This window comes from Moraxella catarrhalis, from assembly GCF_001656295.1.
Lineage (GTDB): Bacteria > Pseudomonadota > Gammaproteobacteria > Pseudomonadales > Moraxellaceae > Moraxella > Moraxella veridica.
In genome coordinates, this window is the sequence record NZ_LXHE01000002.1 from 45032 (window position 1) to 58834 (window position 13803).

The window sequence follows — 13803 nt, forward strand, 5'->3', positions numbered from 1 at the left end:
AGCATTGATGATATTTTTTATAACATACGATCAAAACTTGAAAGCCTATCCATGATTGTACTAAAAATGCCCCCGTATATTAGGGGCATTGGTAGGGGGATTAAACGACTGCTGGGTGTGCTATTTTTTCTTATAAGCCTTATGGCAAGAACCACACTGGCTGGCCATCTCACCATAGCTTGCTTCAACATCAGCCGCCGAGGCAGCTTCTGATGCTGCTAAGGCAAGTGCATTAATTGAGCTGGTAAACGCTTCGGTTTTGGCTTTAAATCCTTCAGGGTCTGTCCATATCTCATCTTTGGCATGACCGCCTTGAGCCATTTCTCCTTCAAAGTGTACCCACATGGTGGCATTGGTATCAGCAATAAAATCAGCTCGTTCTTTGAAGGTGATGGCATCAAAGCGACTTGGGTCTTCAATCATTGCCTTCATACCTTCATTGGCATGACGCCAATCTTTCATGAGCTTAGCACGGTCTTCAACCTGTGGATTATTGGCGGTGGCAGTCCCTGAGCTGTTGCAACCTGCTAAAATAACAGTCGTAAAACATGCAGCGGCTAAGGCAATTTTATGAAACATGGCGGCGGCTCCGTTTTGTTAAAATACCTTATTTTGGTAAAACAGGTTATTTGGCAACCTAATATTATTTACCAAAATGATTGATGAAATGTCTATTCTGATTATAAACAATGATAACCTGCAATCAGAATAACAGTGTTTTTTGATGAAGTTATACCTCAAAAACTTTATGATAAATTTCCATTAAATAGAATTTTGGTATTGTAATTAAGTTTTGGCTAAAAATCTGCAGTTGTGAGAAAAACACACAAATTTTAACATTAGCAAGGTTATTGGATATTTATCTTATAAGTTTAACCAATCTTGAGGCTTTAAATAAAAATCGGTGAGCTCAAACTCAGGCGTACCTTCCTCAGGCTCGTAGCGATATTCCCAAGCTGCCAGCGGCGGCATAGAAACCAAAATTGATTCGGTGCGCCCATTGGATTGTAGACCGAACAGCGTACCGCGGTCAAACACCAAATTATACTCCACATAGCGACCGCGGCGATACAGCTGAAAATTCCGCTCACGCTCGGCATAGCCTTGATGTTTATTGCGCTCAAAAATTGGCACGATACCCTCAATATAGCCTTGTCCGACAGCTTGCATAAATTTAAAGCAAGTTTCAAAATCCCACCCTGTGGAGGCGGTATTAACATCATCATAAAACAGCCCCCCAACGCCACGACACTCATGACGATGTTTAAGATAAAAATATTCATCACACCAAGTTTTATACTTGGGATAAACTTCATCGCCAAAAGGCTGGCATAAATCATAAGCCACCTGATGCCAATGCTTGACATCATTAAGGTTGGGATAAAAAGGCGTTAGATCAAATCCGCCACCAAACCACCAAATTGGCGCGCTGCCATCGGTGGGTGTGGCAACAAATAACCGTACATTGGCATGGCTTGTCGGTACATAGGGGTTTTTGGGGTGGACAACCAAAGAGACCCCCAGTGCTTGTGCTTGAGCACCAACCAGCTCAGGGTGGCGTACGGTCGCAGAAGCAGGCATCTGCTTGATGTGAATGTGGCTAAACATGACGCCTGCTTTTTCGATGACTTGCCCACCTGATAAGACACAAGAGCGACCCCCGCCACCTTCGGGACGCTCCCAAGTATCTGCGATGAATTTGGTATCAGTACGACCATCAAAACCACCTGAATTTTCTTGGTTTTCAAGGGCTTGAACGATGGCTTGTTGTAAGTTTAACAAAAACTCTCTGACTGCTTGGATTTGTGCTTGCATAAGATGTTCCTGATGGATTAGGGTTTTTGGCTCAAATCATCTGTATTAATATAGTGATTCATGCGTTCACCTTTAACGGTTAAATAAGAAGTGTTGTGTTGATTGATGCCAACAATCAGAGGAATTCGCTTAACTACTGTGATACCCAATTCATTTAACTCATTGACTTTATTGGGATTATTTGTCATTAAAGCCACTTGATTAATGCCTACATGTGCAAGCATCACTTGGCACATCTCATAAGTGCGTGCATCAGCTGGCAGACCTAATAATAAATTTGCCTCCAGTGTATCATGTCCTTGGTCTTGTAGAGCGTAGGCGCGTATTTTGTTGGTTAATCCAATCCCACGCCCCTCTTGACGCAAATACAAAATTGCACCCACGCCATGCGATTGAATGGCACTCATGGCAGCATTTAGCTGTGGGCCGCAGTCGCATTTTAGTGACCCAAACGCATCGCCCGTTAGGCATTCTGAATGGATACGGATAAGGGGTAATTTATCTGTATGATTGGGTAACCCTGTACTTAATAAAATATGCTCTTGACCGTCCTCATTTTCAAAAATATGAATGTCAAATTCACCATGAATGGTCGGTAGTTTGGCTTTGGTAATAAACTTATACAAGGGAAAATACCTTAAACATTTTTAAAATCGGTTTTTTATCATAAATAATTGCCCAAATCTTTGGGTAAGTCAACCACTTAAGCGATGGGTAATGAGTGTTTTTATGATTTGAGTGTTGCTAACATCTCAATTTTAATAAAAATTAAGCAATCAATGGGGTTTTTCTAGCAAAAATAAAGCTTGTCTTGTAAAATAACACATCAGTACCATTGCGTAAACTGATGATAATAAAACCGTGATTTTATTAAAAGATTGGCGGTATATCATCAAAAATGCTATTATGCCATACTCTTTTTGATGATGAAATGTGAATTTATTGATAATCGGAAGCCAAGTAATCATGACGGATTCAGCCACCCATCGCCAATCGTATCGTGCCAAAGTCTTTGATGAGATTTTGACGACGCGTCCTGACACGCCGATCTTGGACCGTGTCGCCAGTCCTGATGACCTAAAGACGATGACGCACGCCGAACTGATCCAGCTTGCCGATGAGCTGCGCGCGTATTTACTGTACTCTACAGGCGTCAGCGGCGGGCATTTTGGCGCCAATCTTGGCGTGATTGAGCTGACCATTGCGCTGCATGCGGTACTGAACACGCCCTATGACAAACTGGTGTGGGACGTAGGTCATCAAGCCTATGCTCATAAAGTGCTGACAGGTCGCCGTGAGCGCTTGCCAAGCATCCGCTCAAAAGATGGTTTGACTGCTTTTCCTGAGCGAGAAGAAAGCGAATATGATACTTTTGGCGTGGGGCATTCTTCTACTTCAATCTCAGCTGCCCTTGGCATGAGTCTGGCGGCGCGTCTGCATGGCGAGGATCGCAAAGTGGCGGCGGTCATCGGCGATGGCGCAATGACGGGTGGCATGGCATTTGAGGCGATGAATGATGCAGTACAACAAAATGCCGATTTGATGGTCGTCCTTAATGATAATGATATGTCCATTTCAGCAGCGATTGGTGGTTTTTCACGTCATTTGGCGAAGCTTTGGCAACGCGGTCTTGCTATGGATATTGATAAGCATGGCAATATTTTGATGGTCAAGCGTGCCATCTCTTCTGATGACCGCCGCATCCGCCATTATCTACAGATGGCAAATGGCGCGATCGAAGATGTCTCAAGCCGTCTACCAAGTAAAATCAGCGAAAAAATCAGTGAGCTGATCCATGGTGTGCCATCGTCACCATTACCTGATAAAATTGCCGAAAAAATTGGCGACAGATTGTTTGCAGATAATTTATTCAAAGCGATTGGCTTTACTTATCTTGGTCCTTATGATGGTCATGATTTGCCTAAGTTGATTCAAGTGCTAGAGCGTGCCAAACAATTAAAAGGTGCTGTACTTATCCATGTGCATACGGTCAAAGGCAAAGGATTTTTACCTGCCGAAGCTGATCCAATCGGCTATCACGCCATTGTAAAATTGCCCAAAGCAGGCGAAAATAACCCCCCAATATCCAAATCCACCCCAAAAAAATACTCACAAATATTCGGTGATTGGCTACTTCATCAAGCCTGTCGTGATGATAAATTGGTCGCCATCACGCCAGCCATGGCAGAAGGCTCGGGCATGGTTGAGTATGCTGCCAAATATCCTGAGCGGTTTTTTGATGTGGCGATTGCTGAGCAGCACGCAGTAACGCTGGCAGCTGGCATGGCGACTTCTGATCGTGTTAAGCCCGTCGTGGCGATTTATTCTACTTTTTTGCAGCGGGGTTATGATCAGCTGATTCATGATGTTGCCCTACAAAATCTGGATGTGACTTTTGCCATTGACCGTGCAGGTTTGGTGGGTGAGGATGGTGCAACGCACGCAGGTGTTTTTGATTTGGCATACTTAAGATGTGTGCCAAATGTGATCATCGCCGCGCCAAGTGATGAGCACGAATGTCATCAGCTTTTGAACACGTGCTATCAGTATCAAGGTGTAGCAGCAGTACGCTATCCGCGCGGTGCAGGCGTGGGGCGCAAGGTCGATATGACGGACGAACATTACCCAATCGGGCGCGCCAATGTGGTTTGGCAATCACCAAACTTTGATACACAAACTACCAAAAAACTGGCGGTATTGTCATTCGGTACTCGCCTAAAAGATGCTCTGACAGCTGCTCAAAGACTCTCCGATAGCCAAGCAATCGCTTGTATCGTGGTCGATATGCGCTGGGTTAAGCCCATTGATAGCCAGCTGATTGTACAGCTGCTTGAAGCAGGCGTTGATCACATTGCAACTGTTGAAGAGCATCAAATCGCAGGCGGTGCAGGCAGTGCGGTCAATGAATTTGTGATTACTACTCAATCGCCAGTTAAGCTTTTAAATATCGGTATCAAAGATGCGTTCATTCATCATGCCAGTCACGAAGAGCAGCTGTCGTATTGCCGATTGGATGCTGATGGGATTTATCAGTCTTTGAGTGAGTTAATGAGTAAACATTAAATCCTTGTCAGATTGATACCGTGTTGTGTATTTGCCGCCATTGCCATAATTTTCATTGGTTTTTGGCGGTTTTTCACGTATAATAAAAATTTTTTGCGTGATGAGCGCAAATTAACTCTTTAAGCAGTTTAATTCAATAAAGCAGGTGTAGTATGGAACCGATGGTTGTCATGGCGGCAAACGCAGCCAAAAAAGTGGGTCATGAAATTTTGCGAGCACATCAAAATCGCCATCGCCTTGATTTGGCGGTAGAATCCAAGGGGCTTGATGGCTTGGTTACCCAAATTGATCGTTATGCTGAAGAGCTGACGATTGCTACACTCAAAGAAAGCTATCCCAGTCATTCGTATTTGGGTGAAGAATTTGGCTTACAAGAGGGTAAGGGTCATGATGCTGATTGGTGTTGGGTAATTGATCCACTAGATGGCACCCAAAACTTTGTCCATGGCGTCCCACATTTTTGTGTGTCTATCGCTGTCCAAAAAAATGGCGTCACTGAGCATGGCGTGATTTATGATCCTGTTCGTGATGAGATGTTTTCGGCAAGCCGCGGTCGTGGTGCAGTGATGAATCAGCGCCGCTTGCAGGTCAGTGAGCGCAAGACCATTGAAGGCGGACTGTTTACCACAGGTCATCCTTACGAGCGTATGATGGGCGAAGAGCGCGTCAGCTTTGCGCGTCAGCATTTCGCCAGTTTGCAAGCCATCTGCGAAAATGGTGGTCAAGTACGCCGCTTTGGTTCTGCTGCCTTGGATTTGTGCTATGTTGCAGCAGGTCGCTATGATGGTTATTTTGAGATGTCGCTGAAGCCTTGGGATGTGGCGGCAGGCGAGCTAATTGTCACCGAAGCGCGTGGTGTGGTGGTTGATCATAAAGGCGCGCCAAATGCGATGACGACTGGTTCTGTGTTTGCTTGTAATGTCAAATTATTAAAGCCGCTGATGCAATTGGTCGTACCACGCTGGGAAAATGCTTTGGTGGGTTAATGCTTTTGCAATTTTTGATGATAACGCTCAATTTGAGCGTTATTTTTATGGATGATCCATAAAAAGCTTTGTTTTTTAACATATTTATCCAAAGCCATCAAATATGACAAGATATGTCAAAAATGAAACAAGTGTTTACACTTTATCGGGGTAAATTGGCAATAATTGGTTGTATACATCTGTAAACATAGACTATACTAATCTCAACAAATCAATCAAACACCAAAGCAAATTTATAACAGCTGCTGGTGATAGACATAGGATATGACAATGAATCAGCCAAAATGCCAAAACATTGAAATGAATATTTTATCCAAAGGCACCGAAAAACCAATCACCACCGAGATGATCACCGCCGTCCTAAAAAAACTTGCCAAGGGTCGTCGTGAATCATTGGCACTAACCGCTTAAATGCATAACTAAAAATACATAACTAAATTATTTAATCGTTTCTCCAAAACTTGTTGGTTTTCAAGCAAACTTACCGCCTTTAATGGCGGTTTGTTTGTTTTGGCTCAAAGCTCGCTCAGTTTAATACGATTAAAAGTTCTAGACATGACTGATTTATCAGGACTAATAGGATATGAGTAGTGGTGGTTATGGAGTCTTAAATAAAAAAAGGGCTTGCACACTGGCAAACCCTTGATTATTAAGGTAAAAATGGTAGGCCCAGCAGGACTTGAACCTGCGACCAAAGGATTATGAGTCCTCTGCTCTAACCAACTGAGCTATAGGCCCAAATTTAGATAATAAAAAAACCAATGATGACTGTCACTGGCTTTTTAAATTTGGTGGGGACGGAGAGACTCGAACTCTCACACCTCGCGGCGCTGGAACCTAAATCCAGTGCGTCTACCAATTCCGCCACGTCCCCAAGTTGTTTTTCAAGCGATCTACGCATGACTGCGCGTTCTTGATGTTGGGTATTATATAGATTTTTAAACTTTTGGCAAGCTTTTTTTTGATAAAATGATAACAATTTCATAAAAATTTTATAAAGTTTTGATTTTATTGATAATTTTTGGAATTATTTCACCTGTTTGTCAAATTCTATGGTGGAATCTGGAAGATTTTCACGGATTTTTTGGGAAAATTCTGCTGACGATATGGGGTTGTGATGATTGTATTGTTCAACTTTTGGATTGATGAACGCCAAAGTTTTAAGTTCATCAAAACTCAAATCCGAATCAATTATACCAATTTCGTATAAATATTCAGGCAAACGGCCCGATAATAAGATGCGATAGTCATTGGGTATGGCGCGTATCGGATTGAGTAAATCAAATATTGCTGTTGTGCAGTTATCTAATAGTGTATTGTACCAAGAAGGGTGCGCGGCAAGAGTTTCAGCGGCATATAAATAAGCCAAAAATAGCTTACGGATTTCGCTGCGCGGCAATGACAGTGGATAAAGATAAACGCGCTCACCGCGGGCATTACTGCGAGTGTAGATGATGTCTTTTTCATCAGCGGCGATGATGGTCATCTCATATTGACGAAAAAACCCACCAATGGATGAAAAACTTTCGCCAATTTCTTTGCGTATTTCAAAAGAAACGGCTATCTGCTGACCATCATCAAAGCCAAATGAAAGCAAAGTATGTCCAATATTGTCGTTATCCCAAATTGAGACGATCAAATCCAGCGACTTAATTTGGGATAAATCATAACTGCGCACTTCCCATCTAGGCACATAGTCAGTTTTGCTGATCCATTCAAAATTTCTGACATTTTTGACAGTGACTTGATCGCCGATTTGATGAAATTGGATCTGTGCTTTAACTTCATCTTGCCAAGGTCGATCATTGCTTGGCTTTTGAGTATATAGCCAAAAGGTTATGATGCTAAGTGCAGCCGTCAATAGAAGCGTCTGAGTAGTCGCTGAGCGTCGAAAAGTGTATAGATAAATGATGGGTAATGCCAATATGACAGGATAGGTTGCCAGACCAAATGGTCTGTGTACGGACAACGCTAATACCGCCCAAACTGTCCATAGCCCAAATGCCAAGTGCCGTAAAAAAGATGCCAAATAAGCTGAATATACTGAGCTGGGCTTTGTGAATGGATTAAGGCGCTGTAATTTTTGTCGAAACTGATCGGACTTAAGTGGTATCATGGTCATTGATCAAATAATTTTTAATCATCATAGCATATATGATAAACTGATTGATAAGAATTATTTGGATAATTAAAGGCGTTAACAATGATTACTGAGCTTAAAATCACTGAATTTACACCAACCAAAGATAAGGTTATTTGGGATGTGCGTGATGCCGAGCAGTACCAAGAAGGGCATATTGAACATGCGGTCAATCATCCGCTTAGCACAATTGATAAAACGCTTTTAGATGCCACAAAAGGCGATATTTATGTCTTATGTGGCGGCGGTACTAAGGCACAAAAAGCAGCAAAGCTCATCAATGAGCTGGATAATGACCGTCGTATCATTCATTTAACTGGTGGTACCCGAGGGGCAATCGCCAGTGGCATGGTGATTATTTCTGAGCAACCGTTAGAAAGAAATTAATATTTTTTATATTAAAATCAATAAGTTATAGATTTTATGGTTTATTTTATAAATTAGTGGTTGACAGCTTGGAGCCTTAGTTGTATTATACGCACCACAACGACGAGCTGATAATAAGAAGCTTGAAGTGATAAAATCGGAGTGTAGCGCAGCTTGGTAGCGCATCTGCTTTGGGAGCAGAGGGTCGGGGGTTCGAATCCCTCCACTCCGACCATTTAAAGCCTAACAGGCTTTTTTGTTGGCACTGTCAACACATTAAGACACTCGAGCGCCTGTAGCTCAGTTGGATAGAGCATCTGCCTTCTAAGCAGGTGGTCGCAGGTTCGAATCCTGCCAGGCGCGCCATATGCCTGCATTACTATGGCGGCTATAGCTCAGTTGGTAGAGCCCCGGGTTGTGATCTCGGTTGTCGTGGGTTCGAGCCCCATTAGTCGCCCCATATTTCAAAATCCCATCAATAATTTATTGATGGGATTTTTTGTTTGTTGCCATAGTTGAAATTATAAGGTGAATGATTGTCATAAAAAGGTCTTTACTGTACAATATTTGGCGTATTTCATGATGATGAACCAATCAAAGCATGAATAATGCTGAATTTTAGATGTTATGGGGGTAATATGTTGGATCAATTGATTATTGGTAGCAGAAGTTTTAATTCGCGTTTGTTGGTTGGTACAGGCAAGTACAAAGACCTAAATGAAACCAAAGACGCCATCCATGCCAGTGGTGCCAATATTGTTACGGTTGCCATCCGCCGAACCAACATCGGTCAAAATAAAGATGAGCCGAATCTTTTGGATGTAATCTCACCGAATAAATACACTATTTTACCAAATACTGCAGGGTGCTTTGATGCCGATAGTGCGGTGCGTACTTGCATGTTGGCACGAGAGCTGCTTGATGGCCATAATTTGGTTAAGCTTGAAGTGCTTGGTGATGAAAAAAACCTTTACCCAAATGTCACCGAAACACTAAAAGCAGCAAAGGTGTTGATTGATGATGGTTTTGAGGTCATGGTCTATACTTCAGATGACCCAATTGTTGCCAAAGAGCTTGAAAGCATGGGCTGTGTGGCAATTATGCCATTGGGTAGCTTGATTGGCTCAGGGCTTGGGATTTTAAACCGCCATACTCTAAGCTTGATTATTGAGCAGACCCAAGTGCCTGTACTGGTCGATGCAGGCGTAGGCACAGCATCAGATGCAGCAATAGCGATGGAGCTTGGTTGTGATGGTGTTTTAATGAATACTGCCATCGCCCATGCCAAAAATCCAGTGATGATGGCTTCGGCGATGAATCATGCAGTTGTCGCAGGTCGAGAAGCGTTTTTGGCAGGGCGTATGCCTGCACGCCATATGGCACAAGCAAGCTCACCGCAGACAGGGTACTTTTTTAAATAGCCAGATGGTATCTCAAATTGAGTGGTTGTCGCTTGATTTGGGAAATACTTAATGGTATCAAAAATAAAATTTGAGGACTTATTGTTAACCCAAAATTTTGTTATCATAGAAAATTTTGGGTGATTTTAGGTTAAGGGAACTTGGATTATGCGTGCGCTGAGCATTGTGGATTCACTATTTTTATGGCTAGAAAATACCAAACAACCCATGCATGTGGCTGGCATTTGTGTATTTGAGTTACCCAACGATCAAGATGAGGTGAGCTTTATCAATGAGCTTGCCAACCAAATTGACTCTGATGCTATTCCTAATTTCCCATTTAATCAAGTGCTTTACCATAAATTTGCTTGGAAAACCATTCGCAAATTTTATATAGACCGCCATTGTTATCGGCACAGTTTACAGACTGGCAAGATGTCAGAGGCACTCGCTCAAATCTCAAGACTGCATGAGCGTCAATTAGATCGCAACAGACCATTATGGGAGCTGCATTTATTTGATAATCTTGAGCCAGAAACGCAAAGCGGCACTCGGCGATTTTTATTGTACCTAAAAGCTCATCATGCCATGATAGATGGTGTTGCTGCGATGCGTTTATTTCAGCGTTCACTGTCGCACTCACCTGATGAAAAGCTGTCCAAACCAATTTGGCTTCGTAATATTCGCCGCAAAGACGCAAGCTTTGTGATGGATAAAAAGCCAATCGTTGAGCATTTTAAAGACCAAATTGCGGGTCTAAAGCCAGTCTATCAAGAGCTTAAATCTGATTATCAGCTTAGCCAGTCCATCGCATCCCAAACATCAAAAACGCAGTTTATCAGCAGTTTACAAGCCCCTCCGTCAATACTTAATCAACGCATTGGTACCAGTCGGCATATCTGTGCTCTGACCTTAAAAAAAGCACGGTTTGTCCAAGTTGCAAAACGGCTCAATGTCAGTACCAATGATATGATTTTGGCAGTTTGTTCCACTGCCATCAGAAACTACCTGCTGTCTCAAAACGCTTTGCCGGATATGCCATTGATTGCTTTTGTGCCGATTTCTTTACGAAAAAATGATACTGCGTTGGGCAATCAAATCTCATTTATTCCAACCAATTTGGGTACAAATAACCCTGATGCCATCGCACGCCTTAGGTTAATTCATGACAGTGTGCAAGCAGGCAAGATGCGTGCTGGGCGTATGACACAAGCTGAATTCATCAATTATACGGCAGTGCATTATGCTTGGGCGGGGATAAATTTGGCAATGCGTCTTTATCCAGCTAAGCAGGCATTCAACCTGATTATCTCCAATATCCCCGGTGATAGTACGCCTTTGTATTTAAATGGGGCGAAGCTGACAGCCATGTATCCTGCTTCGGTTTTATTTGATGGTCAAGCACTCAATATCAGCTTTACCAATTATCAAGATTGTATTGATTTTGGGATCACCGCTTGCCAAGCGGCACTGCCAAACATCCAATCATTACCATCATTGCTTGAAAAAGCGCTTGATGAATATGAAAGCCTCTGTGATGACAAGAATAGCTAACATTCAGTTGCTGAGAGATGATATCTATTAAACTTATTTGATTTTTTGAAAAAAAATCCGCTGAATGCCTAACATTCAGCGGATTTTATGATTGTGCGTTTATGCCAAAGTGGCGCCGATTGGCATTTGATCAGGCAGGGTGATCACGGTTAATTGTCCGTCTTTTTCGGCGGATAAAATCATTCCCTCTGAGATACCAAACTTCATCTTGCGGGGTGCCAAATTGGTTACACAAATCACCTTTTTACCGGTCAGCTCTTCAGGTTGGTAAAACTTGGCAATGCCGCTAAATACATTGCGAGTAGTTTCTTCACCGATATCTAAGGTGAATTGTAATAGCTTATCTGCACCTTCAACGCTTTGGCATTTGACCACATGTGCCACTTGCATTGTCACTTTGGCAAAATCATCAATGCTGATATGATCGCCAGTTTGTACGGCTGATTTTTTGTTAGATTGTTGCTGATTGGTGTTTTTGGCAGGCTTTGACTCAGTCAAGCTTTCTTTTGAATCATTGACCATGGCACTGATTTTATCCTTTTCGATACGCTGCATGAGCGGCGAAAAGGCATTGATGGTGTGCGCTGTTAGGTGTTGATGGCGAGCCTCAAAATCCAGACTATCGACATTTAAAAATGCTTTGGCTTGCTCTGATAATTTAGGCAAAATAGGCGCAAGATAAATCACAAGCTTATGGAAAATATTGAGTGCGACCGTACAAACTGCTTGAACCTCATCGACTTTACCTTCTTTATTGAGCGCCCAAGGCTTATGAGTGTCGATATATTCATTGGCTTTGTCGGCGCACGCCATGATTAGGCGGGTAGCTTTAGAAAATTCGCGTGCTTCATAAGCGGCGGCAATCTCATCACCCGCTGCGATGATATCTTCCAAAAGCTTGGGTTCAGATAAGCTGTCGGCAAGTTTGCCTGCATTATTTTTATGGATAAATCCTGCCGAACGCGACGCGATATTAACCACTTTACCAACCAAATCTGAATTGACTTTTTGCATAAAGTCATCCAGATCAAGGTTAATGTCCTCGACGCTTGCTGATAATTTACTGGCAAAATAATAGCGTAAATATTCAGGATTTAAATGTGCCAAATAAGTTTCTGCCTTGATGAATGTGCCACGAGATTTACTCATTTTTTCACCATTGACGGTCAAAAATCCATGTGCATTAATGGCTGTTGGGGTGCGATAGCCTGCACCTTCAAGCATGGCTGGCCAAAACAGCGCATGAAAATACACGATATCTTTACCGATAAAATGATATAGCTCGGTTTGACTGTCTTTATTAAAATATTCGTCAAAATCCATGCCATTACGCTCACACAGATTTTTAAAGCTTGCCATGTAGCCCACAGGCGCATCTAGCCAAACATAAAAATATTTATCAGGCTCACCTGCAGGTGTATCTGGAATCTTAAAGCCAAAATATGGCGCATCACGGCTGATGTCCCAAGGCGCAAGACCGGCTTCAAACCACTCAGACAGCTTATTATAGATGCTACTTTGAAGTCGTCCTTGAGCCTTTGTCCAAGTCCTTAAAAATTCATCAAACTGCGGTAAATTGAAAAAATAGTGCTTTGATGACTTGATGACAGGCACTGAGTTAGAAAGCGTGGAATAAGGGTTCTTTAGCTCGGTGGCATTGTAGGTGCTAGAGCAGACCTCGCAATTATCGCCGTATTGATTGGGTGCATCGCATTCAGGGCAAGTGCCTTTGACAAAACGGTCAGCTAAAAAAAGCCCTTTTTCAGTATCAAACAGCTGTTCTACATCTTTGGTAAAAATATAACCATTTTGCTTGAGTGTGGTATAAATTTTTTGGGAAAAATATTGATTTTCGGGGCTGTGGGTAGAGTGGTAATTATCAAAATCAATCAAAAATCCTGCAAAATCCTTTTCATGACTTGCTTTAACGGTAGCAATTTGTTCTTCTGGAGTGATGCCATTGTCTTGTGCTTTTAGCATGATTGCGGTGCCATGTGCATCATCGGCACACACATAAGTCACAGTATGCCCCATGGCTTTCATGGCACGCACCCAAATGTCAGTTTGGATGTATTCAACCAAATGCCCCAAATGAATGGGTCCGTTGGCATAAGGTAGGGCAGAGGTGACCAAAATTTTACGGCTTGTTGTCATAAAAATCCCATTAAAAAATTGCTATAAAAATGGTCTCATTATAGCATAATCATATCAAAATAGCTCAATCGTGCATCAACTCAATCAAAACTCAATTTGATGATAAAAGACATTAAGCATCTGGCATGGTAATCTTTAAGATGCCAGTATGTATGCTAAAGTTACTTTACTGAAAGTTAAGGCTATTTGATGATGGTTTGGTTTGTTTTTTTTTGAGTTTAAATACATAAAATTTTTTGTGTCTATAATAAACATGTGCTACAATATGCACAGAGCTAAGAGCTAAGAGCTAAGAGCTAAGAGCCTATTTTTATTATCTTTTGTT

General features: G+C 42.2%; 11 protein-coding genes and 5 tRNA genes. 9 read left to right on the forward strand and 7 right to left on the reverse strand.

The genetic code is table 11. The annotated features are described in order from the left end of the window. Positions 1-120 precede the first annotated feature (120 nt). From AO382_RS00295 to ribA, 3 genes are all read right to left on the reverse strand, one after another. Complete coding sequence (locus AO382_RS00295) at positions 121-579, reverse strand: c-type cytochrome (protein WP_064604075.1); 459 nt, start codon at positions 577-579, stop codon at positions 121-123. Positions 580-864: 285 nt separating this feature from the next. Then, positions 865-1815 carry an oxygen-dependent coproporphyrinogen oxidase gene (hemF, locus tag AO382_RS00300; protein ID WP_064617193.1) on the reverse strand — a complete coding sequence of 317 codons (951 nt, stop codon included), beginning with the start codon at positions 1813-1815 and terminating at the stop codon, positions 865-867. Positions 1816-1832: 17 nt separating this feature from the next. Then, positions 1833-2441: a GTP cyclohydrolase II gene (gene ribA, locus AO382_RS00305; RefSeq protein ID WP_064617195.1), complete on the reverse strand. Its 609-nt coding sequence runs from the start codon at positions 2439-2441 to the stop codon at positions 1833-1835. Between the two features lie 340 nt (positions 2442-2781). Here ribA and dxs point away from each other — a divergent pair, with 340 nt between their 5' ends. The 3 genes from dxs (at position 2782) to AO382_RS10820 (ending at position 6275) form a co-directional block, all read left to right on the forward strand. Continuing rightward, on the forward strand, positions 2782-4878 hold the full coding sequence (gene dxs / locus AO382_RS00315; protein WP_064617198.1) for a 1-deoxy-D-xylulose-5-phosphate synthase: 2097 nt from the start codon (positions 2782-2784) through the stop codon (positions 4876-4878). A 152-nt stretch (positions 4879-5030) separates the two neighbouring features. After that, complete coding sequence (locus AO382_RS00320; RefSeq protein ID WP_064617200.1) at positions 5031-5864, forward strand: inositol monophosphatase family protein; 834 nt, start codon at positions 5031-5033, stop codon at positions 5862-5864. Positions 5865-6134: 270 nt separating this feature from the next. Continuing rightward, the gene (locus AO382_RS10820; protein WP_181878877.1) at positions 6135-6275 is read left to right on the forward strand and encodes a hypothetical protein; all 141 of its coding nucleotides are present in this window, start codon (positions 6135-6137) and stop codon (positions 6273-6275) included. Positions 6276-6525: 250 nt separating this feature from the next. Here the strand turns inward: AO382_RS10820 and AO382_RS00325 are convergent. From AO382_RS00325 to AO382_RS00335, 3 genes are all read right to left on the reverse strand, one after another. Beyond that, positions 6526-6602, reverse strand: a tRNA-Ile gene (locus AO382_RS00325). A 51-nt stretch (positions 6603-6653) separates the two neighbouring features. Beyond that, positions 6654-6738, reverse strand: a tRNA-Leu gene (locus AO382_RS00330). A 153-nt stretch (positions 6739-6891) separates the two neighbouring features. Beyond that, positions 6892-7980 (reverse strand): DUF4105 domain-containing protein, encoded by a 1089-nt coding sequence (locus AO382_RS00335; protein ID WP_162270565.1) that lies wholly within the window; start codon positions 7978-7980, stop codon positions 6892-6894. Positions 7981-8067: 87 nt separating this feature from the next. Here AO382_RS00335 and AO382_RS00340 point away from each other — a divergent pair, with 87 nt between their 5' ends. The 6 genes from AO382_RS00340 to AO382_RS00365 all read left to right on the forward strand — a co-directional run bounded on the left by AO382_RS00340 (position 8068) and on the right by AO382_RS00365 (position 11324). Then, positions 8068-8391, forward strand: coding sequence for a rhodanese-like domain-containing protein (locus tag AO382_RS00340; RefSeq protein ID WP_064617202.1), 324 nt, complete (start codon positions 8068-8070; stop codon positions 8389-8391). 137 nt (positions 8392-8528) lie between these two features. Continuing rightward, a tRNA-Pro gene (locus AO382_RS00345) sits at positions 8529-8605 on the forward strand. A gap of 54 nt (positions 8606-8659) precedes the next feature. Then, a tRNA-Arg gene (locus AO382_RS00350) sits at positions 8660-8736 on the forward strand. 18 nt (positions 8737-8754) lie between these two features. Beyond that, positions 8755-8830: transfer RNA gene (locus AO382_RS00355), tRNA-His, on the forward strand. A gap of 178 nt (positions 8831-9008) precedes the next feature. Then, positions 9009-9791, forward strand: coding sequence for a thiazole synthase (locus AO382_RS00360; RefSeq protein ID WP_064604058.1), 783 nt, complete (start codon positions 9009-9011; stop codon positions 9789-9791). Positions 9792-9938: 147 nt separating this feature from the next. Continuing rightward, on the forward strand, positions 9939-11324 hold the full coding sequence (locus tag AO382_RS00365; RefSeq protein ID WP_064617204.1) for a wax ester/triacylglycerol synthase family O-acyltransferase: 1386 nt from the start codon (positions 9939-9941) through the stop codon (positions 11322-11324). Positions 11325-11423: 99 nt separating this feature from the next. Here AO382_RS00365 and metG read toward each other — a convergent pair whose 3' ends face one another. Continuing rightward, positions 11424-13478 carry a methionine--tRNA ligase gene (gene metG, locus AO382_RS00370; RefSeq protein ID WP_064617207.1) on the reverse strand — a complete coding sequence of 685 codons (2055 nt, stop codon included), beginning with the start codon at positions 13476-13478 and terminating at the stop codon, positions 11424-11426. Positions 13479-13803 lie beyond the last annotated feature (325 nt).